The sequence below is a fragment of the Ureibacillus massiliensis 4400831 = CIP 108448 = CCUG 49529 genome, from assembly GCF_000772965.1.
Lineage (GTDB): Bacteria > Bacillota > Bacilli > Bacillales_A > Planococcaceae > Ureibacillus > Ureibacillus massiliensis.
Genome location: NZ_JPVQ01000003.1, coordinates 46,876 through 72,335, shown reverse-complemented (window position 1 = coordinate 72,335; position 25,460 = coordinate 46,876). Strand labels below are relative to the sequence as shown.

General features: G+C 33.5%; 31 protein-coding genes and 2 pseudogenes. 11 read left to right on the top strand and 22 right to left on the bottom strand.

Annotated features, from left to right (window positions below; translation table 11 throughout):
• Positions 1–12: 12 nt before the first annotated feature.
• Complete coding sequence (locus CD30_RS03015) at positions 13–336, top strand: DUF5658 family protein (protein WP_036172307.1); 324 nt, start codon at positions 13–15, stop codon at positions 334–336.
• A gap of 64 nt (positions 337–400) precedes the next feature.
• Here the strand turns inward: CD30_RS03015 and CD30_RS03010 are convergent, their stop codons facing one another.
• From CD30_RS03010 to CD30_RS02985, 6 genes are all read right to left on the bottom strand, one after another.
• Entirely contained in the window at positions 401–709 is a 309-nt protein-coding gene (locus CD30_RS03010; protein ID WP_052126026.1) for a DUF4190 domain-containing protein, read from the bottom strand.
• 48 nt (positions 710–757) lie between these two features.
• Positions 758–1,081 (bottom strand): DUF4190 domain-containing protein, encoded by a 324-nt coding sequence (locus tag CD30_RS03005; protein ID WP_052126025.1) that lies wholly within the window; start codon positions 1,079–1,081, stop codon positions 758–760.
• A 434-nt stretch (positions 1,082–1,515) separates the two neighbouring features.
• The gene (locus tag CD30_RS03000; RefSeq protein WP_036172305.1) at positions 1,516–1,758 is read right to left on the bottom strand and encodes a DUF1540 domain-containing protein; all 243 of its coding nucleotides are present in this window, start codon (positions 1,756–1,758) and stop codon (positions 1,516–1,518) included.
• A gap of 164 nt (positions 1,759–1,922) precedes the next feature.
• Positions 1,923–2,240 carry a DUF378 domain-containing protein gene (locus tag CD30_RS02995; protein WP_036172303.1) on the bottom strand — a complete coding sequence of 106 codons (318 nt, stop codon included), beginning with the start codon at positions 2,238–2,240 and terminating at the stop codon, positions 1,923–1,925.
• 191 nt (positions 2,241–2,431) lie between these two features.
• Positions 2,432–2,668 (bottom strand): hypothetical protein, encoded by a 237-nt coding sequence (locus CD30_RS02990; protein WP_036172301.1) that lies wholly within the window; start codon positions 2,666–2,668, stop codon positions 2,432–2,434.
• A gap of 198 nt (positions 2,669–2,866) precedes the next feature.
• Complete coding sequence (locus tag CD30_RS02985) at positions 2,867–4,453, bottom strand: S-layer homology domain-containing protein (protein WP_036172299.1); 1,587 nt, start codon at positions 4,451–4,453, stop codon at positions 2,867–2,869.
• 143 nt (positions 4,454–4,596) lie between these two features.
• Here CD30_RS02985 and CD30_RS19710 point away from each other — a divergent pair.
• A pseudogene (locus CD30_RS19710) lies at positions 4,597–4,746 on the top strand (anion permease); the annotation flags it as partial.
• A gap of 194 nt (positions 4,747–4,940) precedes the next feature.
• Positions 4,941–5,615 carry an NAD(P)H-dependent oxidoreductase gene (locus CD30_RS02980; RefSeq protein WP_036172297.1) on the top strand — a complete coding sequence of 225 codons (675 nt, stop codon included), beginning with the start codon at positions 4,941–4,943 and terminating at the stop codon, positions 5,613–5,615.
• 82 nt (positions 5,616–5,697) lie between these two features.
• Here CD30_RS02980 and yeiL read toward each other — a convergent pair whose 3' ends face one another.
• Positions 5,698–6,387, bottom strand: coding sequence for a transcriptional regulator YeiL (gene yeiL, locus CD30_RS02975; RefSeq protein WP_036172294.1), 690 nt, complete (start codon positions 6,385–6,387; stop codon positions 5,698–5,700).
• An 80-nt stretch (positions 6,388–6,467) separates the two neighbouring features.
• On the opposite strand from yeiL, the gene CD30_RS02970 reads away from it, so the two are divergent.
• Positions 6,468–7,640: an MFS transporter gene (locus tag CD30_RS02970; RefSeq protein WP_036172292.1), complete on the top strand. Its 1,173-nt coding sequence runs from the start codon at positions 6,468–6,470 to the stop codon at positions 7,638–7,640.
• Positions 7,641–7,717: 77 nt separating this feature from the next.
• Here the strand turns inward: CD30_RS02970 and CD30_RS20015 are convergent, their stop codons facing one another.
• Positions 7,718–7,861 carry a hypothetical protein gene (locus CD30_RS20015; RefSeq protein WP_156962295.1) on the bottom strand — a complete coding sequence of 48 codons (144 nt, stop codon included), beginning with the start codon at positions 7,859–7,861 and terminating at the stop codon, positions 7,718–7,720.
• Positions 7,862–8,029: 168 nt separating this feature from the next.
• Here CD30_RS20015 and CD30_RS02965 point away from each other — a divergent pair, with 168 nt between their 5' ends.
• From CD30_RS02965 to CD30_RS02955, 3 genes and pseudogenes are all read left to right on the top strand, one after another.
• Positions 8,030–8,584: a PadR family transcriptional regulator gene (locus tag CD30_RS02965; RefSeq protein ID WP_036172289.1), complete on the top strand. Its 555-nt coding sequence runs from the start codon at positions 8,030–8,032 to the stop codon at positions 8,582–8,584.
• 3 nt (positions 8,585–8,587) lie between these two features.
• Complete coding sequence (locus CD30_RS02960) at positions 8,588–9,061, top strand: DUF4188 domain-containing protein (protein ID WP_036172287.1); 474 nt, start codon at positions 8,588–8,590, stop codon at positions 9,059–9,061.
• A 274-nt stretch (positions 9,062–9,335) separates the two neighbouring features.
• Positions 9,336–9,539: pseudogene (locus tag CD30_RS02955) on the top strand (effector binding domain-containing protein); the annotation flags it as partial.
• 176 nt (positions 9,540–9,715) lie between these two features.
• Here CD30_RS02955 and CD30_RS02950 read toward each other — a convergent pair.
• Positions 9,716–10,243 carry a hypothetical protein gene (locus CD30_RS02950; protein ID WP_235801993.1) on the bottom strand — a complete coding sequence of 176 codons (528 nt, stop codon included), beginning with the start codon at positions 10,241–10,243 and terminating at the stop codon, positions 9,716–9,718.
• Complete coding sequence (locus tag CD30_RS02945; RefSeq protein WP_036172283.1) at positions 10,243–10,722, bottom strand: RNA polymerase sigma factor; 480 nt, start codon at positions 10,720–10,722, stop codon at positions 10,243–10,245. The genes CD30_RS02950 and CD30_RS02945 overlap by 1 nt, the downstream gene beginning before the upstream one ends.
• Positions 10,723–11,026: 304 nt before the next feature.
• Here CD30_RS02945 and CD30_RS02940 point away from each other — a divergent pair, with 304 nt between their 5' ends.
• Positions 11,027–12,694, top strand: a complete 1,668-nt coding sequence (locus CD30_RS02940) for a M20/M25/M40 family metallo-hydrolase (RefSeq protein ID WP_036172281.1) — start codon at positions 11,027–11,029, stop codon at positions 12,692–12,694.
• Positions 12,695–12,924: 230 nt separating this feature from the next.
• Here the strand turns inward: CD30_RS02940 and CD30_RS02935 are convergent, their stop codons facing one another.
• Positions 12,925–13,647, bottom strand: coding sequence for a sulfite exporter TauE/SafE family protein (locus CD30_RS02935; RefSeq protein ID WP_036172279.1), 723 nt, complete (start codon positions 13,645–13,647; stop codon positions 12,925–12,927).
• Between the two features lie 228 nt (positions 13,648–13,875).
• Between CD30_RS02935 and CD30_RS02930 the strand changes: the two genes are divergently transcribed.
• Positions 13,876–14,625: an HAD-IIB family hydrolase gene (locus tag CD30_RS02930; protein WP_036172277.1), complete on the top strand. Its 750-nt coding sequence runs from the start codon at positions 13,876–13,878 to the stop codon at positions 14,623–14,625.
• 82 nt (positions 14,626–14,707) lie between these two features.
• On the opposite strand, the gene CD30_RS02925 is transcribed toward CD30_RS02930, so the two are convergent.
• Complete coding sequence (locus CD30_RS02925; RefSeq protein WP_036172275.1) at positions 14,708–15,772, bottom strand: HAMP domain-containing sensor histidine kinase; 1,065 nt, start codon at positions 15,770–15,772, stop codon at positions 14,708–14,710.
• Entirely contained in the window at positions 15,750–16,457 is a 708-nt protein-coding gene (locus CD30_RS02920; protein WP_036172273.1) for a response regulator transcription factor, read from the bottom strand. Before CD30_RS02920 ends, CD30_RS02925 begins: the two co-directional genes overlap by 23 nt.
• A 226-nt stretch (positions 16,458–16,683) precedes the next feature.
• On the opposite strand from CD30_RS02920, the gene CD30_RS02915 reads away from it, so the two are divergent.
• Both CD30_RS02915 and CD30_RS02910 read left to right on the top strand, forming a co-directional pair.
• Complete coding sequence (locus tag CD30_RS02915) at positions 16,684–16,890, top strand: hypothetical protein (protein WP_036172271.1); 207 nt, start codon at positions 16,684–16,686, stop codon at positions 16,888–16,890.
• A 36-nt stretch (positions 16,891–16,926) separates the two neighbouring features.
• Positions 16,927–17,928: a DJ-1/PfpI family protein gene (locus tag CD30_RS02910; RefSeq protein ID WP_036172269.1), complete on the top strand. Its 1,002-nt coding sequence runs from the start codon at positions 16,927–16,929 to the stop codon at positions 17,926–17,928.
• 214 nt (positions 17,929–18,142) lie between these two features.
• Here the strand turns inward: CD30_RS02910 and CD30_RS02905 are convergent, their stop codons facing one another.
• The 9 genes from CD30_RS02905 to CD30_RS02865 all read right to left on the bottom strand — a co-directional run bounded on the left by CD30_RS02905 (position 18,143) and on the right by CD30_RS02865 (position 25,456).
• Positions 18,143–18,448 carry a hypothetical protein gene (locus tag CD30_RS02905; RefSeq protein WP_036172266.1) on the bottom strand — a complete coding sequence of 102 codons (306 nt, stop codon included), beginning with the start codon at positions 18,446–18,448 and terminating at the stop codon, positions 18,143–18,145.
• Between the two features lie 423 nt (positions 18,449–18,871).
• Positions 18,872–19,504: a hypothetical protein gene (locus CD30_RS02900; RefSeq protein WP_036172263.1), complete on the bottom strand. Its 633-nt coding sequence runs from the start codon at positions 19,502–19,504 to the stop codon at positions 18,872–18,874.
• Between the two features lie 505 nt (positions 19,505–20,009).
• Positions 20,010–20,396, bottom strand: a complete 387-nt coding sequence (locus tag CD30_RS02895; protein WP_036172261.1) for a hypothetical protein — start codon at positions 20,394–20,396, stop codon at positions 20,010–20,012.
• Positions 20,383–21,105: a nucleotidyltransferase domain-containing protein gene (locus CD30_RS02890; RefSeq protein WP_036172259.1), complete on the bottom strand. Its 723-nt coding sequence runs from the start codon at positions 21,103–21,105 to the stop codon at positions 20,383–20,385. The genes CD30_RS02895 and CD30_RS02890 overlap by 14 nt, the downstream gene beginning before the upstream one ends.
• Positions 21,102–21,992 (bottom strand): pentapeptide repeat-containing protein, encoded by an 891-nt coding sequence (locus tag CD30_RS02885; protein WP_036172257.1) that lies wholly within the window; start codon positions 21,990–21,992, stop codon positions 21,102–21,104. Before CD30_RS02885 ends, CD30_RS02890 begins: the two co-directional genes overlap by 4 nt.
• A 112-nt stretch (positions 21,993–22,104) precedes the next feature.
• Complete coding sequence (gene rlmH, locus CD30_RS02880) at positions 22,105–22,584, bottom strand: 23S rRNA (pseudouridine(1915)-N(3))-methyltransferase RlmH (RefSeq protein WP_036172255.1); 480 nt, start codon at positions 22,582–22,584, stop codon at positions 22,105–22,107.
• Between the two features lie 231 nt (positions 22,585–22,815).
• Positions 22,816–22,980, bottom strand: coding sequence for a CxxH/CxxC protein (locus CD30_RS19705; RefSeq protein ID WP_036172253.1), 165 nt, complete (start codon positions 22,978–22,980; stop codon positions 22,816–22,818).
• A 214-nt stretch (positions 22,981–23,194) separates the two neighbouring features.
• Entirely contained in the window at positions 23,195–24,433 is a 1,239-nt protein-coding gene (locus CD30_RS02870) for a S1C family serine protease (RefSeq protein ID WP_036172547.1), read from the bottom strand.
• Between the two features lie 234 nt (positions 24,434–24,667).
• The gene (locus tag CD30_RS02865) at positions 24,668–25,456 is read right to left on the bottom strand and encodes an MBL fold metallo-hydrolase (protein ID WP_036172251.1); all 789 of its coding nucleotides are present in this window, start codon (positions 25,454–25,456) and stop codon (positions 24,668–24,670) included.
• Positions 25,457–25,460: the final 4 nt, after the last annotated feature.

Below are 25,460 nucleotides of genomic sequence, written 5' to 3'. Positions count from 1 at the left end.
AAGGACGGTATGATGACTACAAATAAAACCATCATTGCATTGGCTATTGCTGTTGCCATCTTAAATATTTTCGATGGTTATGCTACAAGCTATGGATTATTACATAATATTATTGAGGAATTAAATCCAATCATGGATTTTATCATTAATTGTAGCCCTAATTTATTCATTCTTTTAAAGATAGCTTTATCATTTTTGATATTGTTTATTTCCTACTTAGTATATAAAGGTAGTTCCCAGAAATTCAAAAAAACCTTCATGTTCTCTTTGGCTTTTGTATGTATGATCTATGTTGGAATTATTGGCTTACACTTTACTTGGCTTTCTATGATATAAAAAAGCATTAGTTTGAATAATACAAACTAATGCTAGAAAAAATAAAATATATAAGTTCGATGATTTAATAATAATATGGATAAGTACTTGCAAAAAATACAAAAACTAAAATAACAAATAATATAATTAAAACCATGATGGATAAGGCAATAATACTAGTCGTTAGTCCAGCAATGGCCATCCCTCTACCACCTTGGTTGTATAATCGTATTTCATTGAACGCCTTCTTTGATAAAACGATTCCAACTATGCCAAGGATGATACTAATAATATTAACGTAAGGGATAATTAAAAAGAAAAGTGCCAATATCCCTAAAACCATTGAAGCCACGGCTTTTCCATTTGTTTGCACTGGCGGTTGTTGATATTGCAATAAAATTCACCTTTCTCGTTCTTATTCTGGATAAATCCAGTTTAAATATTAATAAAATGAATTATAAAAAGATGCAGCGATGATATAAACGTATACCCAGAATACGATTTGTAAACCAATCGCAATAAAACCTGTAACGATACCCGTAATCGCCATTCCTCTACCGAAAGGTTTCTTTAAACCAACAAAACCAAAAATTACACCTAAAATAGCTAAGATAAATGAAAGTACTGGAATAAAGATAAATACTAATGAAAGAATACCTACTACCAAAGCAGCGATACCAATTCCGTTAGTTGGTTGTTTTGGAGCATATTGTTGATACTGTTGTTGTTGGTATTGTTGTTGTTGTTGATATTGTTGTTGATCCAACTTTTTTCCTCCTAATGATTATACTTATTACAATATAAAGGGTATTTTCCTAAAAATAATTAATTCCCAAACGATAATGAATAATACCTAATTATATTCCAAAATCAGTATAGCATGACTTTTTTGATGAAAAATACTCATTTCATTAAAATAGTATTTTAGCACTATAACGATTAGTATCTTTTTCTAAAACCAGGATATACAAATATTAGCATCCCGTAATTTTATTTGCTTTTTCATTATAAACGCTTTTTCATTATAGCAAAAAAATACTAAATTAAAATGTTAATAATATTACTATTAATGGTAATATTATTAAACTGAAGGATAAATTATTTCATCTTATCCATAAAATATGGAATGGACTAAAAGGGTATTCCCTTTTAGCCCAAAGAATCTCAATGTTTTGTTTTTAGCTGGCAAATACTTTTTGACTATATAGAAAAATCTACCGGTTCTTTATGATTGTTTTTCGGTTTAAACGTTTTACAACACGTATCCCGCGAACTGTTAGCTTCTTCTTTAATATGCTTGAAGTCAAAATCAGAAGCAAATTCTGTCTTAGCGTCACTTGAATGGTAATCCATATCTACTTGGATTTTTTCCGCGCCACATAAATTACCTTTTTTGTGAAATACACAGTTTGATACAGAACAATTCACTTCTACATTTGGCACAGCCTCTTCCTCCTCATTGAGATGTTTTGAAGAATACAGATAATGAATCCTTATCTATATTCTTCAAAGTATTTTGTGCATTTTAGAATTTATCATAATACGCTTTTTTAGGGTGCATACTAATGGTAACAATTTAACAAAATGCTCGTGTTGTTAAAGGATTTTTAAACAATTTGGTTTTTATCGTCATCATCCACACGTTTTGTATTTGTATCAGCAAAATCAAACTCTTCTCCGGCTTCCATCTGATACTTTGGCTCATTATAATAAGCAACCGTTGAACGATCTTCGTCAAACTGCTTTGCAAGAATCGGAATAGAAAGTATACCCGCAACCCCTACAATCGAGTAGATGAGGTTTGTCATAAAAGTATCAGCACCAAACATAGCAGCAATTAAATTGAAGTTAAAAAAACCAATCAAACCCCAGTTAATTGCTCCGATAATCACTAATGTTAATGCTGTTTTATATAATGCCCCCACTAGTTTACACCTCCTTTTTTCCAAATAATTACCGACTCCTTTTCATCATGAGTCAACTATATTTTTTACGTAAGGTTATTTTAAATACGATACAAATTTATCAAGGTTGGTAAAAGAAAAGGACTAAAAGAGGATTATTCCTCTTCTAGTCCTAGCATCTCAGGTGATTCAAACAGCCGTCAAACATATCCCTAATTCCATGCAGTGCGTTCACTTACAGGATGATCTTGCTGATTAGGTTTGAACATTTTACTGGAAGTATTTCCGGAATTATAGACTTGATTAGAAGTATCATTAAAATCAAATTCCGAAGCAAATTCTGCCTGATTATTCAAAGTGTTCTCCTTTGAATTTGAAACCTTGCATACCTTACTATTTGCATCTTTTGCACAATTCACACCAGTATTGTTCACTTCTATATTTGACATAGCTATCCTCCTCACTGATCTGTTATAGAAAAGATAGAAAAGATGGGTCTTCTCTATGCTTCTCAATTATAGTTTGTGCAATATGTATTATTTTTTTCTCACACTTGGCATAAAATTTAATTAATAACTAATAAAGAGGTAAATCTAAAAATCAAAGTTTAATGACTTTTAGAATTTACCTCTTTTAATAACCGTGGTCTATTTTGAATCTTCTAGCTCATCTTTTGCTTTTTTAATTGCCTTTTCTAAAGATTCTTTTTCATCTTGTAATTTGTCTATGTTGACATTACGATATTGTTTTAATAAATTTTCAGCATTTTCTAAGATACCTTCTAGCTTTTCACGAGCATCGTAAATGTCGCCTCGATTATCTTCATCAATGGCATCATCCAGTTCATCCATTGCAGCTTTCAGTGAGTCTTCAAAATAATCAACCTGATTATCTAATTTATCCTCAAATTTATCGATTAATTCCTTTAATACTGATTCGGCTTCATCAATTAAATCTAATAGTTCCTCTTCTTCATCCTGTAATGTATCTACATTGGAATCATCATAAGAATCGAGTAGTTTTTCTGCTGATTCTATCATTTTCGTTAAATCTTCGTATGCTCTATTTAATGAATTGATAGAGTTAGAGTTGTCTTTAATTGCTCTCTCAGCGTCTTTAATCGCTTCTTCAATATCTTCTATCGTTTCTTCCAATAATTCTTCATAATATTCTTTATCGAAGGTTTTGCCATATGTTTCATCAACAACCTTTTTAGCGTCACGAATAGCTCTTTCTAAAGCTCTTTCGTCACTTTCAAGTTCTTTATAATCAGCTTTTTTTGCTTTTTCTAGTAAGTCTTCAGCTTTTATAATCAACTTATCTAGCTCATTTAAAACTTTTGATAAGTTTTCTTTTTCTTCTTCAATTTCTTCTTTGTCATTGTCATCTTCTGCTTCCCTTAAATCTTCTAATACATCTTCTACTTCTTCCTGAGTATCTTCTAAATCGTCTACAGCAGAATCAATGGCTTTTTCTAGCTCTTTTAACTCTTGTTCATCGTCTGTATCTTTAGGTGGTTTTGGACTATCAATTGGCGTTTCTTCATCTTTATCTGGTTTTCCAGGAAATTGAATAATCCCTCTGTTATCCCAGTCTTTCCATTGATCCCAAATGTCTTGTTTATCATCATCTCTTTTTAGATTAATTAAACGAACAATAAATGCCGCTAAATTTGCACGTTTCACATAGCCATTTGGATTATAGTTTCCTTCAACCGCTGTAATATTTAACGCACCAAAAGTACCTACTACATGATAGTGCCAATCATCCTTTTTTACATCTGGATATGTTTTTATTTCATCAGATTTTAAATTAAAAGCCGGCACAAGAATTGCCGCCATCTGAGCACGTGTTAACGGATTATTGGGATTGAATTTCTCTTGTTTTGAAAACACGCCCATTTCTGTTAACTTTGCAATGGCTGCATAATGAGAATTCTCTTTCGAAACGTCTGAAAAGCCAGGATCTTTTACATTTGTTAAATCAAGTTCTAATACCTTTGCGAGAATCGAAGCAGCTTGTGCACGAGTGACATATTGAGTAGGTTTAAAAGTATTATCCTCATACCCACCTAGTATTTTAAACTTTGTTAACTTTTGAACAAAAGGATAATAATCTGCATCCTTTGGTACGTCTTTAAATGACAATCCTTCCGCTTTTGCCGATATTGTAACGGGTACTGTGAATAATAAAGCAGCTGCAGAGAACGTCGTAAGTACTTTTTTAAAACTCACTATTAGTAGCCTCCTTCATTTTTTAACTTAATTTCCCATTTCTATTATCTCAAGTTTATCACCTACAGTCTATTAATCTCCTTACATTAATTCGTTTTTTATAGAAAAACTAAAGAAAAACGAGAAGTAAAATTCATTCCTTTTATGGCAGCGGACCCGCTCCTGTATTCTTTGGGACAGGTTATGTTACACAAGAAAAGTGGTGGGGAATTGGGCTTATTATTTCTTTCATCCACCTCGTAGTTTGGATTATTATAGGTGGTATTTGGTGGAAAGTTCTTAGGCTTTGGTGAATTACTAAAAGGGCGTTTTGACAATGACTAGCTGTAAATAAACTTGATTAGCTTTCAAGTTTATTTACAGTCTTTTTTGTTTTTAGGGTTAATAAATACCTCGATCACAATATCAATGCATATAACCTGATAGATAAATACAAATAGATTATACTTATAACGAATTTGAAAAATAATGAGTAGGAGTGATTACTTTGCGTAATAAAGAAGATTTAAAACAGGAAATATTAGATGCCTTTCATTTCAGACATGCGACAAAGGAATTCGATCCTGATAAGAAAATATCCGATGACGATTTTCGTTTTATATTAGAAACTGGACGCTTATCTCCTAGCTCCTTTGGTTTTGAACCATGGCGCTTTGTAGTAGTTCAAAATCCTGAACTCCGCAAAAAAATAAAGCATACTTCATGGGGAGCATTTAGTAAACTGCCAGAAGCGAGTCATTTTGTTATCATATTGGCTAGAACGAAACTAGATACAATTTACAGTTCAGATTATTTAAAGGACCATTTGCTGAATGTATCTCAATTTCCTGAAGAACATCTTGAGAAATATTTAGAAAGAGTAGAAGAGTTTCAAAAAGATGATTTCAAATTACTTGATGGTGATCGCCCTTTATTTGACTGGGCTTGTAAACAAACCTACGTTGCTCTTGGCAACATGATGACTGCTGCCGCTCAGATTGGCATTGATTCCTGTCCAATTGAAGGATTTAATATGGAAAAAATGAATCGGTTGCTTGATGAAGAGGGATTATTAGAGAATGGACATTTCGGTATTTCAGTCATGGTAGCCTTTGGATATCGAGCAAAAGATCCTCGTCCAAAAACGCGAAGACCATTTGATGATGTTGTGAAATGGGTGTAGTGATTTTATAAGTTATAAAAGCCGATTCTGGAGAGTTATTGAATCGGCTTTTTGATATTAATACGAGATTTAATCTCTGATTTTACGTATTTAAATTATTTAATTCATTTCTTAAAACCCCTGCAAGCTCATACAAGGAATCATACTGTTTGATTCGATAGTTGCGCCCTTCCTTCTCTAAGTAATTTTTTTCACAGAATTGTGTGAGTATGTATAGTAAATGCCGATAGGATACTCCTAAATAATCACAAACTGTAACGTGCTTTTCCTTATAAATCCCTTGGTCGGCAGTTTGTAAAATAAAATCCGCAAGTCGATTTTCAAGCGGAAAAGCGAGGCTTTGTGAATACTTCGCCGCCATTTGTGTAGCCTTTCCACTTAAAAATTTGGTTAATTCCCGCAAGAATTTTGTATCCTCTAGTAATTTTTTTCGATAACGATAAATTGGAAGTGCAAAACAAATGGTCTTCGTAGATGCTTGAATTCCCTTTGTATAATAAACATCATTTAATAATTCCATTTCTCCTATGTACTCATGAGCATTAACAAAATTGATTAGAGATACTTTCCCGTTTAGATGGGTTACATAAATTTTGGCTTTTCCCTCTAAAACATAAAATAAAAAATTCGGTCTCATGCCCTCTTGAATAATCCATTCATCTCGTTTGTATTCATGCACTTCCATAAACTCTTCAACTGGAAAGGAAAATAGATTTGCTATTGAGTTATTTTCCAAAAACAGACGCTTTTTTTCACCTTTGTAAATTTCCATATTCCACCTCTAAAATATGAGATATCTCATATTATCATCTTACTATCCATGATATCATGCATTCAATGAGGGGGATAATCATGAATACACAGCGCTGGATGAGTACACATTTTTTTAGTTTTTTTATGACTTGGGGCATTTTTCTACCTTATTGGTCGGGGTGGTTGATTTATACAAAGGGAATAACCGTTTCAGAAGCGAGCTTAGTTATGAGCTTAGGTTTGCTTGCAAGGGGGCTTTCAACACTATTTGCCTTTCCTTACTTATCAGGAAGGTTTAGCAGTAAAACCTTATTAAAGGTAGCTGCAATTGGTACATTGGTGTCCCTTCTCTGTTATATTCCTGCTAATTCTTTTACTAGTTTACTTATCGTTACAATCGTTTTGCACATATTTTACCCAGCACTAATGCCTGCTTTAGATAGCGCCGCCGGTGTTCTTGTGCAAAATAAACAATTAAATCACTATGGAAGAAGCCGTCAATGGGGATCTATTGGGTTTGTCTCAATCGGCATGGTTATAACCATTTTTACAGGTCTGTTTGGTGATGAAGTAATATTTTGGGCATTATTACTTGGCGTAATCGGCTTTGTACTTCTTGGATTTATGCCTACACCTGTTATTTTATCTACAAAACCGAATATTGAATCGAAGCAAGGTGTGGGGCTGTTACAGTTATTCCGTATTAAACACTTTGGATTAGTACTGGTGATTGTCGTTTTGTTACAGGCAGCCCACGCTACTTATTACAACTATGGCTATATTTTTCTACAAGATATTCATGCACCAGTATATTTAATCGGTCTGATTATTAACATTGCCGTAATCGCAGAAATCATATTTTTCTCTATTGCAGATAAAAAATTTGGTCATTTATCAGTAGGATCTTTACTAGCAATGGCAGCATTTGGTTCTTCTGTACGTTGGATATTAGTTTTTGCCTTCCCGAATATTGCAGTTTTCTGTGTGGCGCAATCCCTACATGCATTCTCCTTTGCTATGGGACATTTTGCTTTTATGAAATACTTAATCGGCAATATCCCACACGCTCAAATTCCAAAAGCACAAGGGATGTACTCAGCCTTTGCCCTTAGCTGGAGTACGGCAGTCTTTACTATTTTCGGCGGTTATTTATACGAAATCGAACCAAGATATGCCTTTATCGGCATGATTGTTTGTACCATTCCAGCAATGCTAATTGCACTTGTATACAGAAAGCTTGAGCTTAAAAAAGATGTTTTAGTTTCTATTTAAAAAAGATGAGATTTATCTGATTAAGATAAGTCTCATCTTTTTTATGTATGCGCGACTAAACATCCCGCGTTTTATTGTTATAAGAAGAATTGATTTTCTTCATTAATATCAAGCTTTCTTAACCTTTCTACTTCATCATGTAACTGTAATTTTATCATTTCATTCATAACTAATTCTTTTAGCTCTCGTTCATCTGAAATCAAGAAAGTAAATTTTATCATATTCCGAGTTTACATCATTGCATTCTTCTGAAATAAAGGGCGCTTTTTATTTGAATTCGGGTTTATTAAGAGATATTTTATTTATTCTGAAATTTTAGTTGAACTTCTCCTTTCAATCGGCTACTATATATCTTAATGATATATATCTTTTAGATAGGTGTGAGCATATTGACTAATTACAACGATACAACATACGCCATATTAGGGATTTTGACGACCGATTGTAAATCTGGATACTCCATTAAACAGTTCATTGATCGAAGCTTAAATCATTTTTGGAAAATTAGTTATGGGCAAATATATCCTACATTAAAGTTCATTGTCCAAGAAGGATTAGCGGAGGTACAAATCTCATCAAACCCTGGGAAGCCAGATAAAAATGAGTACAATCTAACCTCAAAAGGGAGAGACGTACTAAAAAATTGGTTGGAGCAGCCAATGAAACAATTGCCTATTGAACGAAATGAAATTTTGCTTAAATTGTTTTTTGGTCGCTATCAATCCCACAAAAAAACTGTGTCACTAATACAGAATTACAAACAAGAGTTAGAAAAACGTTATCAGACATATGTAGCAATTGAGCAGAGCATTATGGACTTTAATCCTAATGATGATGATGCTGTTTATTGGTTATTCACATTGGATTATGGGAAACGAACAACGAAAGCTGCATTGGAATGGTGTGAGTATACTTTAGATAAATTATTTATTAAGGAGGAGTAAGTGATGGCTAAGCATGTTTATACAGGACGTTTTACAACTGAAAATACAGAGGATATAGTTGTTTTTATTATTGGAATGAGAGTTAACAAGCGGCTAGCTATTCATAAGTGGTTGCCTGTATTCAATGCGATGCCTGGGATGATTAAGGAGCTTTATACGAACAAGGAAAGCTTAGGATTTTTATCAATGGAAAGTTATTTCGGTCTTCGTACAACTACGATGATTCAATATTGGCGTTCAATCGACGACCTACTCGCATATGCCAAAAGTGAAAAGCATTTAGCTGCGTGGAAAAATTTTAATAAAAAAGTAGGGAATAACGACGCTGTTGGAATTTATCATGAAACTTATCAATTAAGTAAAGGGAACTATGAATCCGTTTATGTGAATATGCCTCATTATGGTCTAGGAAATGCAGTAAACCACATTCCAGTTTCTGCAGAGAGAAATAATGCTCGGAAACGACTTAATGTATAGTTTTCTAAGCATCCTTTTGTAACTACTTACAGTTTCCTTTTTCACTATAAGTAGTTCATTAATTCTCTTTTATAAAGCGAATTTATCCTCATTTACTTTAAAACATTTACTTTGAGTTCTTACTAGCTTCGATTATGGGCAATAAAATCCTACTCTCTCTTGGAAAACTTCTAAAACTTCTATTGGCACTTCCCTAATCTTAATATCACTACCAAGACAACGTAGCCAATTTGTTATCTCTGTTATTTCTTCTGAATTACTAACATTGATACTTCCTAAGGGCGAATACCTGGTTGTTAAAGGTGAAGCGAATACAGCTTTTGAGTTGAGTAATATGCTTACTGGTATTGCCTTTGGTCAAGTATTACCAACAGCAAAGGATTTCGCCTATGTCGGTGGACCGAATACAACCGTTGAAATGGGAGAGCGAAATGGCTTAGTTTTTGGTGAAATGTGGATTCCTGTTGTGAGGAAATAAAGGGTGGAACCGAACTAAACAGCACCTCTCCATATTAGAGGGTGCTGTTATTTTCTCTATAAACTGAAATTTTTTATCCGCGCATCATATTAATCTATAATTTTTAAATTGATATTATAACAATTGCATAATAGTCTTTATATTAAAAATCAGAACCTAAAGGAATTTACAGCTTCTTATCGAATTGGGTTTTCAAAGTTCCAGTTAGTATAGATTACCGCAGCAGTCACTGGATCTGCCGACGTATCTTCCGTAAAACCGCCTATTAAATTCCCTACTCTAAACGTAGGTTCAAATAACTGTTCTTCCTTAGGGGGGGCTGTTGGGCCATCTATCCCCAATTCTGTTTCATCTGTAACCACAACTTTCATTCCATTATCCAACGTAAAGCTCATCCCGTCTTCTCCAACTTCAGTTATAACTCCTTCAATATTAAGCATGACACTTGCAGCAGGACCTGAATTATCCACCACAATTCTATCCGTTAAATCTAACGACGCTACATCGTTGTTTATGTTTGTTAAAGTAACAACCGCAATTACAGCGATTACGATGCAAGCTACAAAACTTCCAACCATTAATCTTACGTTTTTCATAAAGCCCCTCTTTTCTTTTATTTCATATTCCAACATTTCATTTTGCATTTTATTTTTAAATTCTTCGGAAGCATGAATCTGCTTCATCACATTCTTATAAGCACTCATCACACTTTACTCCCTTCTTCTAAAATCGTTTTTAGCTTCATTCGAACCCTTCTCAGCTTTGAGCCTACCGTATTTACTTTCATTTCTAATAGATTGGCAATTTCCGCTGTCGTGTAACCTTCGTAATAATGTAAATAAACAATGACCCTATCTTCTTGAACAAGTTCAAAAATTTCAGGGAGAACACTTTGTTCCTCTTTTGCAATAAACGTCATCTCATCTGTTATCGATACTGTCTTCCTAACACGAGAAGACTTAAAGTAATCCTTGCATTTATTAAAAGTCACTTTGATAAGCCAAGCCTTTAAATGCGATTCATTATCAAAAGGCTTTTTCTGTTTCATAAGTGTCATATAGACCTCTTGCACAATGTCCTCAGCCTCAGACATGTTTTTTGTCTGCTGCACAGCAATTCGTATTAAAGTGTCACTATAAGTTTGAACTATTTCATGAACACGTAAGCCGGCGAACGTTTTCATACTCAGGCCTCCTTCACTTCATAATACGATTCATCATCAAAGATTCGTGCAATAGATAATTTTTTTTCACAAATTAATTCTATAAAAATAGATTTGCATGTCATTTAAGATATACCTTAATAGAAAAAGAGAGAGAATTCATCAGGTAAATCGCGACTTCTCACCCTTCTAATACAAAAGCTGTGGTTTTGATATGAAATTTAGCATTAGCAATTTAGTTTATTTGTATGATTGTATACTTGACTAGTTTTATATCATTCGTTACATTTTGATAAAATCATATACAAAAAATGGAGGCCGTCTTATGTTGAATTGTCGTGACGATATACTTTCCTATACGAAACAGCTTGTTAATATAGAAAGTATCGTAAATACAACTGGTGAGGGGACAATTGCCCGTTCTCTATTCCAAATCATCTCTTCATTACCATACTTTTTACAAAATCCCAATTCAGTAGCTTTAGAGAAGACTATAAACGATGAGCAAGAAAGATGTAATGTCATGGCATTTGTTAAAGGAAAGAAAGGAAACAGCAACCGCACAATTATTTTAATGGGACATATCGATACAGTTGGGATTGAGGACTTTAACCAATTGAAGGAACATGCTTGTTTCCCAGATGAACTGATGGACGCATTGAAAAGGGAAAAACTGCCTACATCAGCCAAAGAACATTTAGAATCTGGGGATTGGTTATTTGGCCGTGGTGTCCTTGATATGAAAAGCGGCGTTGCAAGTAATCTCTATCTCTTAAAGTACTTTTCCGAACATCCTGAAGAACTGGACGGCAACATTTTGTTGTTAGCAGAATGTGATGAGGAAGATAGCTCACACGGGGTTCTTTCCTCTTTGAAAACGTTGAAGAAATGGAAAGAGGAACATGGTTTTGAATATATTGCTGCCATTAATTCTGATTTCGTTTCACCTCGTTTTGAAGGGGATGAAAATCGTTATATTTATAAAGGTACGGTAGGTAAACTATTGCCGTCATTCTTTATAACAGGCGCAGAGACACATGTTGGTTCAGCCTTTGAAGGTTTAGATCCTAACTTTATCGCTGCTGAACTGACAAAACAAATAAATTATAATCCCGAGCTTTGCAACGAGGCTTATGGAGAAACGACCGTTCCGCCCGTATCATTAAAACAAACAGACTTAAAACCGTCTTATACTGTACAAACAGCACTATCGGCTTATGTTTATTATAATTTCTTTATTCATTCCTGGTCTCCAAAAGATGTACTGGATAAGCTTAAGGAACAAGCTACGATTGCTTTTACCAATGCGCTAGCTACTTTTGAAGAGCGGTATCGCAAATATAGTGAAATTAGTGGTGAACCCTTTGTCTCCCCTTCTTGGAAGCCGAGAGTTTTTACATATGAAGAGATGGAGCTGCTATTAATCGAGGAAAATGGTGATTCATTCATCACACACATGAACGGGTTTAAACAAAACCTACTGACAAATTTAGATTTAGATACCCGGATGTATGCTGCACGAGTTGTCGAAGAATCCTGGAAATGGATGAAGGATAAAGCTCCAGCTATTATTTTATTTTACTCTTCCCTTTACTCACCAAGGATTGAAATGACAGGGAAAACAACTGATGAGCTTAATTTAATTAGAGCGCTAGATGAAGCAGTGGAGACCATACAGCCTGAATATCCATATCCGATTGTTACTCGGAATTTTTTCCCGTATATTTCTGATATGAGCTTTATGGCTTTAAGTGATGATGAAGATGGCATCAACGCTGTTTCAAAAAATAACCCTGGTTGGGGCACAAAACACTATGTCGAGTTTCAAGATATACGAGATATAAATGTACCTGTGATTAATATCGGCCCATATGGCTTGGATGCTCACAAGAAGCTTGAAAGAATGGAAATGAAATACTCACTCGAAATAGTACCAAATATCACAAACCTTGTTATTCAAAATCTATTTACCAACGAAGAGAAAAGCCTGTAGCTAATCGACAGGAATAATGCCTGTCATTTCCTGAGAAATGTTGGATTTTCAAAAACAGACAGCTACAGGCACATATTTTGAAAAAGACATTATCGCATTAGATAAATAAAAACCACCTAAAACATTGTTAATCTAATTGTTTTAGGTGGTTCTTTTCATAAACTGTACTTACTTATACGACGGTTTCGGAATCTAGGTTGTAGTAAAACATATATTGATAAACTTATTAATTATAGTAATCCCAAACTTTCAATCAGCAAGTAAATCCCTGTAAACAATAAAATTATATATGTAAAAATTCGAAAAGCATTTTGATTAATCCTTTCAAATAATAGTTGTCCCAAGTACAATCCCACAAATATCAAAGGTAAAGCCCATAAACTTGAAACCCAGACTGTCTTAGTTGTTCCTGCAAAAATTACTTGGATGATTAAACTAACAATGTATATAAATAAGTAAAAGGCTAGTGTCGTTCCTCTTAATTTTTCTTTTTGAGTATCTGTTCCTGAAAAGTATATTAATAAAGCAGGTCCGGGCATTCCTATACTTGTAGTAAATGCACCTGATAGTCCACCAACAATTAAATCCCTCTTCTTATTTTGGTTAATTCGAAACTTAAGAATGAGCATTATTGTTAATACTAAAATAATAAGGCTCACTCCCAACTTTAATTTATTTATATCGACTAACAGGAAGATTAGAATTCCGATAGGCAGACCTACAGCACTTCCTACCACAAATCTTCGAAGGATGCCAAAGTCAACATCCTTTCTAATTTTCATTATTAATGCACTAGAAATTATGAAAGACAATATTAAATTTATTTGAATTGCTTCAATTGGTTCAAATATTAAAAGAAGAAAGGGAGTTGCCAAAATCGAAAATCCGAATCCTGTACTTGTTTGAAGTACGGAAGCGACTAAAATGATTATAATAAATGCTATTATCTCCATAAAATATCAACTCCCCTTTAACAAAAAAATAAAGATACCGTTAATAAACAGTATCTCTCCAACTATCTTAACATTTCATTAATTGTTCGACCATCCAAATTATATTTAATAATACGGTTGTATAAGTTCGGTTATATGATTTTTCGAATCGTGAGCCATTAGAATAACTGCAAATTTATCCCCATTTAAAAACTGAACCTATTATACTGTTTATAGGAGGGGATTCGAATGAATTTTGTATTTGATATTGATGGCACGCTTTGCTTTGATGGGAAAACAATCGATCATTCGATTGTCGTTGCTTTAGATAAGCTTTCTAAAGATGGACACGATGTTATTTTTGCTTCTGCTCGGCCAATTCGAGATTTAGTACCTATACTCCCTGAGCCATTTAAAACAGGAAAACTAGTTGGTGGAAATGGTTGTTTCATTTCAAATAATGAACAAATTATAGCGAATTCTTTTACACCTCAGCTAGTGACACAGCTACATACAATGATTGAAAAGCATCAGCTTACTTATTTAGCAGATGGTGAATGGGATTATGCTTATACAGGAAGTGAAGATCACCCTATTTACAACAATATTAACCAAAGCTCTGCAAAAAATGTTGATATTACTGCCCTACAAAAAATTTGTAAATTAGTACTTTTTAAGCCTACTCAAGCTACCATTCATGCACTTAGCACTTTGCCCGTTTGTGTAACAGCTTATAAAAGTGAGGATGCCATTGATATTAGCCCATTAGGTATTAATAAAGTTTATGGACTGGAAAAACTTCATATAAAGGATTTCATTGCTTTTGGAAATGACAGTAATGACCAGTGCTTGTTTGAAAAAGCATATTATAGCGTATGTGTTGGGCAAAACGATGTACAAAAATTTGCTTCTTTAACGATTTCAAATAAAGATGTTGCCAGTACTATTTTTGAAGTAAGCAATAAATTTCTTCATAAAGAAACCCAGAAATACTATTAATATAGTGTTTCTGAGTGTTCTTTTAAAACCTATTTCAGGTAGTGTAACTAAGCTTAAAGTATAGTAAATGCATGCATTCCTCTTAGAGTATTAAGGGTATCCAACCTTTTAAGAATGCACCACCATCTGGGTGATTGCCTACAACTAAATCTCCACCATGTTGTCTAAAAATTCGTCTTGAAATAGTTAACCCTAAACCTGCTCCTCCAGTTGAGCGATTTCTTGATGCTTCCCCTCGGTATAGTGGTTCAAATACTTTTTGAATATCCTCCGCAGAGAATCCCCCTCCTGTATCTTGTATCGTAAAAATCACATAGGTTTCATCTTTATTGCAATTAATGATAATTTTGCCTCCCCTAGGTGTATGTCTGACCGCATTATCAATTAAGTTATTCATGGCTCGTTCTAATAGGTGTGAATCGCCCTTTATATTGCAATCCCTTGTCAAATTATCTGTAATAATAGAGATATCCTTTTGCTCAGCCTGTGGACTTAAACTTTCAATCGAGTTCTTGATAACAAGACTCAGGTCAATAATATTTTCGCTTAGTATCATTTCTTGGTACTCTGTCTTCGCAAACGTGAAAAGATCCTCTACAAGTCGGTCCAACTGAGCCGACTTCTCCTTACAAACAGCCAAATACTTTGCTCTCTTTTCAGGCGAATTAGCAATACCTTGCTCTAAGCCGTCTAAATAACCCCGTAAGGCAAATAATGGTGTCCGTAAGTCATGGGCAACAGCAGCAATTACAAATCTCCGTTCTTCTTCCAATTCAATCTGCTTCTGAAAAGACCTTGTTAAACTATCTACCATAACGTTAAAACCATCATGGACTTCAGCTATCTCAAAAATTCTCGAAGAAGGAATATTGGTATCCAAATCTCCTTCTGCAATTTGCCGAGCACAAAGACTCATTTTCTCAAGAGGAAGAAGAATATATCTTCGCATTATATAAGCCACAATCAAAAAAGATAATAGTAGCCCAGTAATTCCCGCCACTACTTGAGTCACTTTTGAATCAGTTGAAATTCCAAGATTAAATGACTTTGTTTCAAAATAATGCGCACCTACATAAAAAATCCACGGAAAAATAAGTATAATAAATAAACTAAAAATGGTGAATTTACGAATGCGAATGGTTTTCATTTTCTTCTCCTTTAAAGCGATAGCCTATCCCCCATACGTTCACAATAAATTGCGGATTATTCGGATCAGCCTCAATTTTCTCACGGAGCCGGCTTAGATGCACACGAATAGTATGTTTATCACCAATTCCTTCCCAAAACCTTTCAAGTAATTGGTCATATGTAAAAATGTATTTAGGATGTTCCGCAAACAATTGCAGCAAATCATACTCTTTAGGTGTCAGTGAAATGGGCTCCCCTTTTATAAATACTTCCCTAGTAGATAAATCCAACGATAGACGCCCATAATCCAAAACCTTCCTGGATGTTTGTTTAGAACTCGAACGCCTTAATACAGCCTTCACTCTTGCAACAATCTCACCCGGCGAAGCAGTTTTGACTATATAATCATCTCCTCCTAGGGCTAGTCCGCGAATCTTATCTACATCATCACTAAGAGCACTCAAAAAAAGAATTGGGATATTACTTTCCATGCGAATCTGCCTACATAACTCAAAACCGTTTTGTCCCGGCATCATTATATCCAAAATGATGCATTCAATTGTACTTTGTTTCAAGATGACAAGTGCCTGAGCAGTTTCATAAGCAGTTTCCACATAAAAACCTTCATTTTCTAAGAAATCCCTCAGTAGTTCTACTATATTTTTATCATCGTCAACGACTAGAATTCTCTGTCCTTTGTTCACGGAAATTCCACCTTTCCTCAGGTAACACACCCCTAGATACAAACCTAACAACAATAAAATTTCAAATTTAGTTTATCATTTTTTCAATGAAAAATAAGTTTTATGATGAATTGTGATTATTTTGTGATTGTTTTATAGCCTCTTTTGAGATATTCAAAGATTAATCTTTAATTGTGAAACAATCATATTACTTCACACATTAACAACTTTACAGGAGGATTTAAAAATGGGTATTGAAGATAAAATTTTCTCATTCTTTCCATTCGGAGCTTTGTTTTGCCTTACATTATTTTGTTTTGTAGCGGTTCGCATATACGCAATACGCTCTCGTTATATGCATACCAAGCAAATGGACCGTCTTAAAGATCTAGTAATCACCGGGGAACTGAGCGAGGCGGATTATCAAAAACTGAAAAATCTACTTACAAAATAAGACATAATCAAATCATTTTGAATGGAGTGAATATAAATGCATATTCAAATTGTGTTGTTTGATGGATTTGATCTGTTAGACGCTATCGCACCTTATGAAGTATTTAATGCTGCTGCGATGTACTCAAATGAAGACATTACCGTTAAACTCGTTTCTGCTGAAGGCGAACGAATGGTGACAAGTGGAGTAAATCATTTACAAATTCAAGCAAATGGTAAACTCGACTTAACAAGCAACGGAATTATTCTTATCCCCGGTGCATCTGGGTCTGTTCATGATAATGGACCCGATTCAGTACCTGTTAGATTACGACAAGCAGCAGAAACTGAATTAGGTAATTTACTGAATGAAGCGATGCAAAAGCAAGCTATTTTGCTATCTACAGTTTGCGGCGGTTCTCTCATTTTAGCAATGGGTGGCTTATTAGAAGGCCGACATGCTGTTACTCACCACATGGGAATGGGGCTTTTAGGTGCTACTAATGCTATTCCAGTCAATGCACGAATTGTGGATGACGGGAATCTTGTTACTGGTGGTGGTGTTACTTCGGGGCTCGATGTTGCCCTTTACTTAGTTGAGCGAGAATTGGGTCCCCGTATAGCACATGCAGTGGAGCAACTTTTCGAGTACGAACGCAGGGGTACAGTTTGGAAAGCAGAAGGAAATTCACCAAAAGAAAACCAAGAAGAAACTCAAGCTGAGGAGACAAGTCATCAGTCTTCTCAAACCAATAAAACAGAGGATTTTCAAGGAGAATGGGATACTACAATCTCCACCCCTATTGGGAAACTCTCTGTTTTAATTAACTTAACAAATATAGATGGACAAATAATAGGAACTGCAAAGCAAGGAGGAGATATTGTCACTTTAGACAATCTAATAATAGAAGGTAATCAATTAAAGTGGTCCATGAAGGTATCTAAACCAATGCGTCTTAACTTAAAATTTAACGTCTCTATAAATGGAAACAATATGATTGGTGAAGCCAAAGCTGGGATGCTTCCTGCATCAAAGCTAGTTGGGCATCGAATTTTATAAACGGAAGGTTAAGAAGTATTATTGGGGGAGTTCATTCAAATGAAATAAAAGATGAAAATTCCTACACAAAAGCAGTCTAGTTAAAATATAAATCTATTTACGTCGATATTACTTAGTTGTTTTTATATGGAAATAGTATATACTAAATTTAATATCTCAAATTCGAGATATATGGTTTTTAAGGAGGTATACATGATGGACTTTCAACAACTAGTTACAGCACGCCACTCGGCAGTAAATTACGATAGCCTATAGCGATAATCATTTCGAGGTTGTAAAAAGATATCTCACGTTTACCCTCAGTTTGAACTATTCGGTTTTTCCGAATAGTTGCCGATTCCTGTAGTTCTCCTTCTGCATAGATATTCTTTATGTGTTCGTTTATTGTATTAACACCTTTTTGATAAAGTTCGGCAATTGCCTTTTGTGTCATCCATACTGTCTCATTTTCTAAACGAACATCTATTTTTGTATTGCCTTCCTCCGTTTGATAAATCAAGATATTGGTTTCATTGTTCAATGGTTTTCCTCCCTATATCCTTATTTATCTTAGAACATCATTGTTTGATATGTTCAATTTATCTTTATACTTAATTTGAATTGCGTAATGTAATATACGTTTTTTTAGAGATGACTTAAGCCACTACTTCTTTAATTGAATCCACATTTTACACCATTAGATAACAAGATATCTTGAAAGAAAAATATCTTCAATTTCACGTTCTGTACCCGAGCCGAGCTAGACCATTTTGTTGACATCCGCAAAATGGTCACTAACTAAATTGCTTATAATAAAAAACAGCGTAGTTTAAATTTATATACTACGCTGTTTACTATAGAATGCTGTTTATCTATTTGAAAGATTATTATCATTAGTGAGAAAACCGCACTTACACAGGTTACGGTTCACCGTAACCTGTGTAAGTGCGGTTTTCAATGAAATTTATTTACTAAAAAAATCCTTAATAATAGATATAATATTTACTGACAAACTAAGTAAAGGTTCATATTTTAAAAAAGTATCATAAGCAGCCTTTGCTTCCCCCCTTTCCATTCTTTCTCCACTTAAAATCTTGCTTAAAAAGTTATTCATTACTTCTTTATCGATTCCATTAATAAGCGTATCATTGGAAATATACTCTTTAATACTAATAATTTCATTAATAATTTCGTTATTATTTACTTCAATATTTATAATTCCTGATCCATACTGATTTATTGTTAAATATGTATTTCTAACTGACTGTAATACATGTAAAGGAATCCCCCAAAACCGTAGTTCTCTTTCAAAAAATAAACCTCCATTTGTTCTAGGAAATACCCCACCTAAATTAGTAATTCCATATTTATACCCATCAAAATCTAGAATTGTATTTTGTGAATAAATTTCTTTAGCTCTTCTCTTTTTACTTTCTTGCCAAATATAACAAGGAACTGAGAAATAGAACTCCCCACTCTCTTTAGTCCACATTTCAATCGATATTTCATTATAACTACTCTTACTATCAACATAAATTAATCCAATTAGTATTATTGGTAATAATAAAAAAAATACTACTAAATATATAATTTCCATATTTATCCTCATTTCATCTAAATAATTCTATTTGGTAATTTATTTAAAACTACGAATATATTCCAATTTTCAATTGGAAGAACCAATAAAGCTAGTAATTACAGTTTTTATAATAACAGTGGAACTTTCATCAATTATTTCATTAGTATTCTTTTGAATAAACTCGAAGAACGGTTTTAGCTTACCTATTCGGTATTTTAAGCTCATTACTTATCAATGCACCTCCAAAATTTATAAATAACAAAAGTCAGAACTTTTGTTCTTATTTTAACTTTTTGTGGAATTTTTTTCAATATCTTCAACATTGCTTCTGTGACTTTATTCCGAAAATAAAAAAGTCTTGGAATTATTTCTACCGACCAAAGAAATTTCACCTACTTTATGAGCACGCCCGAAATATAAAAATAAGCGCACCTTTACGGTACGCACAACGAATGGCTATCTTTTCTTTTCAGTATCTGGTGAAGGTAATGACGGGTAGACCATACGGTTCACCGTAATGTATCTAAGTGAGGTTTTTTCTTTCATATTCCTCTATATACTCTTTCAAATCTTCAATAAATATCTCTAATTTGTAATTTTTTATAATCTTCTTTTCAGCATAGCCACCGTAACCCATAGTAACAGTCCGTTTAGCTATCATTGAATTTAATTTAAAAGCGTTTTGTATTAAAGCTTTATCATCATTCTCTATATCAATAGCATTTTTTAATCGACTAAAATGTAATTTAGTTAATCCCTTCAATTGATAGCCATATTTATCATTGATAAAATTTGATATTGATATAAATAAATTTCTTTCAAATTCGCTAACTTTTGAATAATTAAAAATCATAGATTTATCATTACTGATTTTTTCATAAAAAGATTTTAAAATGTCAATATTTTTCATTTTTACCCTCACTATTAATAATGTTCTCACATACATCAAATAATATAGATATTTTTTTTATAATCTTTATTAATTCATCTCTAGTAGGATAAACCAATTCTTCTTCAATACCTCTAGTATAATCGATTCTCCATTTAGATAAATAGATGAAGTCTAAATAACTTATGGGTTCATAATTTAAATATTTTATAAGGGTTTCATATGCAGAATAACGTCCGAAATTAGGCTTACCTATTCTAAAACAAGTTAATATACTCATATTTCTACATAAGAAAAATAACATTGATAAGTCATAACTATTTATACCATTTTCATCAAAGCTCTCCTGAACACTGTTGAATAAATCTCTATACAATTCCATATTTTTTTGATAGGCATCAAAATTTGCAAGATTTATAAAAATATCTTCATTATTTTTATTAAAAAGATATTTACCTTCCTTCTTTAAATGCCATAAAAACAGAGATCCATCTTTAGACATTTTGTTGAATACCTCTTTTGTATATAAAGAGACGTTAACTTCTTTACTAGAAATTAGAGAACAAATTTTATCAATTACCTTTTCTTTCTCGAATTCTGTAAGCGAATCTTCTACTAAAGCAAAAATATCTATATCAGAATTATTATCAGCTTCATTTCTTGCCATTGAGCCATATATAATTACAATCTCAAGGCCTTTTATATAATTAAAATTATATTCTTCAATCATTTTGCTATTCTCCTATAAACTCCCGATACTAGGAAGCCTAAAAATATATATCCTAGAGTATTCTCAGTAACAAAAATAATTTTAGTAACTGTAGAGTTGGGAATATAATTTCCATATCCAATTGTTATAAAATTAGTATAACTAACGTATAAAGAATCCCAAAAGCTCAAATCTTCTAAAACATTACCTGCTATAGTTGTAGAGATATATTCAGCATCAGTACATAAGTAAATTAGAATAGCAAATATAAAAATTATAGTAAGCGCTATTCTAAAAAGTCTGGATAATTTTACACCATATCCCCATATTAAATCATTCAGACTTAATAAAATATAATTAAAGTATGCTTTAACTCTAGAAACAAAATCTTCTCTCTCTTGATGATAACTTGTTTCACATTTTACACGCTCCATTAATAAAGCCTTTTCAGCATCTAGAATTTTTATTAGTAAATCGTCCGCACCCTTGTTATCACCAATACTTATTTGATTTAATCTTAATTCTTTTAATAATTGTATTTTTAAATTTGTTTCCTGTGGTAAACAGCCCAATACTTCTTTTAAATTTATTTGACAATTTCTAAATTCAACATATCTGATGTTGCAGGAATTAAGTTTCACATTTGATAAGTCACAATTTATAAAAGTCGAACCTGTTAAATCCACATTATTAAATATTGCATATCTTAAATAACAATTTTCAAACAATGAATTATTTATACTACAACTGTTAAATTGAGCTTTTTTTAGACCAACATTCGAAAAAGTAGATTTAAATATTCTAACTTTCTGCAAATCAAGATTATCTTTTTCTTCATATTTGATACATATTTTTTCACGTTCTACTTCTAAGTTTAACTCGTCAATACTTATAATATCTAGATTCATTAGTATATCCCCCTAATAAACATTCCATCCATTAATAGTATATTTTAAGAAAAATAAACAGTCTAATCTATTTTAAAATTAGACTGTTCTTAAATTCCTATTTAAACCTCATTTACTTATGATATGGTTCTCCCTTAATAATCCGAAAACTCCTATAAATCTGCTCCACTAATACGAGCTTCATCAATTGGTGGGGTAATGTCATGCGGCCGAAGCTTAGTTTTTCGTCCGCGCGTTTTAATACGTCTTCATGTAGGCCGAGAGATCCGCCGATGACAAAAGTGATTTTGCTCGTTCCATAGGTCATGAGTGATTCTAAACCTGCTGCTAGTTCTTCCGAGGATTTCATTTTACCGTCTATAGCTAGGGCGATGACGTGCATGCCATCGCTAACCTTTGCTAAAATTCGTTCTCCCTCTTTTTGCTTTACGATTTCCATTTCGGCTTGACTTAATTGTTCAGGTGCTTTTTCGTCTGGCACCTCGATGATATCTATCTTTGCATAGGCACCTAGACGTTTCACATATTCGTCGATTCCCATTTTTAAATATTTCTCTTTTAACTTACCAACCGAAATGATTGAGATATTCACAGCTTATCCACCTTTACAATTCTTTCACAAAAAACAATCCACAAAGTGGAAATAGAAAGGGTATATTTTACCACTCTATTTTCAAACCACGTGATACTTGAATTTCTATCTATTTTCATTACCACTTAAGTTGCTATACACAGTTTATACACATTTACATTTTGTTTACAAACATTTTATCCACAAAGTTATCCACACTACTCACAGATGCAACCTACATATTGTGTAAAGTTATTTACTTGATACAATATATGTTGCAGGTGCATCACAGTAGGAACATTTTGTGGATAACTTTTCTTCCTCTTTCAATTTATCCATAATAGGAAACTCTTTTGTTTCTGCTACAAACATATCTAAAGCGTGATCTATATGTGTTTCACAGCTATATTTCTCCATTTACTATAACTCCTTTTTGTTTGAAAATTTCCACAAAGTTATTCACATTTTTCTCATTTTATCCACAAACCATTGTAGCAAACAAAAAAGGAGTAGGAAAGAAATAGATTTTCTTCCACTACTCACTGTGTAAAAACTTTGTTTATAACCTATAGTTATCCACATTTGATCTGTGATTATTGTCGATAACTAATCATCAAATTTATACTATTTATTATACATTTGTACCTTCTGTTAATTTTAAATTCAATTCAACGATTTTACCCTGACGATATACTTTCATTTGGATTGTATCGCCAATTTCCGTTTCGTTGTATAAATGTTGTCGCAAATCAATGGAGTTCTCGATTTTTACACCGTCCATTTCAATGACCACATCATATTGTTTTACACCCGCGCGGTATGCAGGTGATCCTTGAACAACTTCGGATACGACAACACCTGTTGTAACTTCTTCAGGTAATTGCAATGTTTGTTGTTGATAAAATGCTGGAACATCTGTTAAGTCTAATAAACCGATACCCATTGTAGGTCTGCGTACTTCACCATTTCGTTCAAGCTCTTCAATGATTGGAATTACTGTGTTAATTGGAATTGCAAAGCCTAATCCTTCAATAGTTGATTCTGCAATCTTCATAGAGTTAATTCCTATTAAATCTCCTGCAATATTAATTAGCGCACCACCACTATTCCCAGGGTTGATCGCAGCATCTGTTTGTAGTACCTCTGTTTCCCAATCTTCATAGCCATCAGCGTTTAAATCCACTGGTACTGCTCGATCCTTACCAGAAATGACACCTGTTGTGACTGAACCGTAGAAATCTAAGCCTAATGGGTTCCCAATAGCAATTACTGTCTCTCCTTGTTTTAAAACATCGGAATCACCAAATTCTGCAACTGTATCTACATGCTCACTACTAATTGATACAACGGCTAAATCTGTCCAAATATCACTACCAACAAGAGAAGCTTTTTCTTTCGTCCCATCAGCTAATGTAACCTCTAGTTGCTTTGCGTTTTCCACAACATGATAGTTCGTAATAACGAATGCTTTGTCTCCTTCCACCTTGTATATAACTCCTGACCCACTACCTGCTTCTTGCTCCATAGATTGTTGATTCCAAAAATCTGTTACTTCCTGTATATTCGTAATTCCTACAACTGCATCCGATACCTTCTCAACTGCTTTGGTAATATCTGTTGTTACTTCTGTAGCGGTTTGATCAATGGAAGTTTGTATTTTGTTATTTCCATCAGATGCGGCTGAGCTACTAGGAAGCTGTCCTACTAGTGAAGGAAGCAGTAACCACATAATTAATGCACCAGCAATCACACCTGCCAATGCACTAACAAAATAGCCACCTTTGTTTCCACCTTTACGATTTGCCTTACGTTTATTCTCTTCTTCTTCCTTCTTAAGCCGCTCTTGTAATGGAGAATAGTGAGTATTCATGGTATTCGGTTCATTTGAATATGAACTGTTCGGATTATATGGAGTATTATTTGGAGTATTCATTTCATTTTGTCTGTTTTCATCATCGTTAAAATAACTCATAAATCACTCATCCTTCCTTTCTTTTGTCATTATGATACAAATCAAACATTAAAATTACATGAAAATGAAATAAAGTAAAAATAAAAAAAGAACTTTGCTTGATAACAAAGTTCTTAGTTATTTCATCAAATTTTATACAGTTACTAATAAAGTTGGTTCTTCTGCATCTGTATCATGCAGGTGTACAAATTCTCCTGTAATAATACCATTTGACTGTAATGTTTGAGTTACACTCATCCGCGCTAAATCTTTCATATTATTATCTTTACTTAAATGTGATAAATAAATATGAGTCGGTTTTTCAAAAACTACTTCACTCATGGCAATGGCGGCATCTTCATTGGAAACATGTCCAACATCACTTAGAATGCGTCGTTTAATCGACCATGGATAGCGTCCCATTTGCAGCATGCCTATATCATGATTACTTTCGAACACAAAGGTATCTGCTCCACGTATTATCCCCTTCATGCGATCACTAACATATCCTGTATCAGTAATGATGACCAGCTTGCGATCACCTTCGTGGAAAACGTAAAACATTGGATCAATAGCATCATGAGATACTGCGAAGGATTCAATACTTAGGGACCCAAAGGATTGAACTGCTTCCATATCAAAATGAAAACGTTGCTCAGTAGGTATGTTACCAATATGACCGTCCATTGCTTGCCATGTTTTTTCGTTGGCAAAGACGGGGATTTTATATTTACGAGCAACCACGCCAAGCCCTTTTATATGATCACTGTGCTCATGAGTGACAAGAATACCTGATAATTTACTCATATCACGATCGATTTTAGCAAATAGTTGCTCCATCTTTTTACCACTTAAACCTACGTCTACTAAAAATGCATGTTCATCATTTTCTACATATACGGCATTTCCAGTACTGCCACTTGCTAAAACACTAAATCGCATACTA

Excerpts from the sequence above, each read along its gene's own strand:
- CD30_RS02895 (WP_036172261.1), bottom strand. The coding sequence starts at position 20,396 with ATGAAAAATATTGACATTTTAAAATCTTTTTATGAAAAAATCAGTAAT.
- CD30_RS02970 (WP_036172292.1), top strand. The coding sequence starts at position 6,468 with ATGAATACACAGCGCTGGATGAGTACACATTTTTTTAGTTTTTTTATG.
- CD30_RS02915 (WP_036172271.1), top strand. The coding sequence starts at position 16,684 with ATGGGTATTGAAGATAAAATTTTCTCATTCTTTCCATTCGGAGCTTTG.
- CD30_RS02870 (WP_036172547.1), bottom strand. The coding sequence starts at position 24,433 with ATGAATACTCACTATTCTCCATTACAAGAGCGGCTTAAGAAGGAAGAA.
- CD30_RS02945 (WP_036172283.1), bottom strand. The coding sequence starts at position 10,722 with ATGAAAACGTTCGCCGGCTTACGTGTTCATGAAATAGTTCAAACTTAT.
- yeiL (WP_036172294.1), bottom strand. The coding sequence starts at position 6,387 with ATGGAAATTTACAAAGGTGAAAAAAAGCGTCTGTTTTTGGAAAATAAC.
- CD30_RS02900 (WP_036172263.1), bottom strand. The coding sequence starts at position 19,504 with ATGGAAATTATATATTTAGTAGTATTTTTTTTATTATTACCAATAATA.
- CD30_RS20015 (WP_156962295.1), bottom strand. The coding sequence starts at position 7,861 with ATGATAAAATTTACTTTCTTGATTTCAGATGAACGAGAGCTAAAAGAA.
- CD30_RS02960 (WP_036172287.1), top strand. The coding sequence starts at position 8,588 with ATGGCTAAGCATGTTTATACAGGACGTTTTACAACTGAAAATACAGAG.
- CD30_RS02930 (WP_036172277.1), top strand. The coding sequence starts at position 13,876 with ATGAATTTTGTATTTGATATTGATGGCACGCTTTGCTTTGATGGGAAA.
- CD30_RS02890 (WP_036172259.1), bottom strand. The coding sequence starts at position 21,105 with ATGATTGAAGAATATAATTTTAATTATATAAAAGGCCTTGAGATTGTA.
- CD30_RS02865 (WP_036172251.1), bottom strand. The coding sequence starts at position 25,456 with ATGCGATTTAGTGTTTTAGCAAGTGGCAGTACTGGAAATGCCGTATAT.
- CD30_RS02910 (WP_036172269.1), top strand. The coding sequence starts at position 16,927 with ATGCATATTCAAATTGTGTTGTTTGATGGATTTGATCTGTTAGACGCT.
- CD30_RS02935 (WP_036172279.1), bottom strand. The coding sequence starts at position 13,647 with ATGGAGATAATAGCATTTATTATAATCATTTTAGTCGCTTCCGTACTT.
- CD30_RS03015 (WP_036172307.1), top strand. The coding sequence starts at position 13 with ATGACTACAAATAAAACCATCATTGCATTGGCTATTGCTGTTGCCATC.
- CD30_RS02950 (WP_235801993.1), bottom strand. The coding sequence starts at position 10,243 with ATGAGTGCTTATAAGAATGTGATGAAGCAGATTCATGCTTCCGAAGAA.
- CD30_RS02885 (WP_036172257.1), bottom strand. The coding sequence starts at position 21,992 with ATGAATCTAGATATTATAAGTATTGACGAGTTAAACTTAGAAGTAGAA.
- CD30_RS02990 (WP_036172301.1), bottom strand. The coding sequence starts at position 2,668 with ATGTCAAATATAGAAGTGAACAATACTGGTGTGAATTGTGCAAAAGAT.
- CD30_RS02940 (WP_036172281.1), top strand. The coding sequence starts at position 11,027 with ATGTTGAATTGTCGTGACGATATACTTTCCTATACGAAACAGCTTGTT.
- CD30_RS19705 (WP_036172253.1), bottom strand. The coding sequence starts at position 22,980 with ATGGAGAAATATAGCTGTGAAACACATATAGATCACGCTTTAGATATG.
- CD30_RS02925 (WP_036172275.1), bottom strand. The coding sequence starts at position 15,772 with ATGAAAACCATTCGCATTCGTAAATTCACCATTTTTAGTTTATTTATT.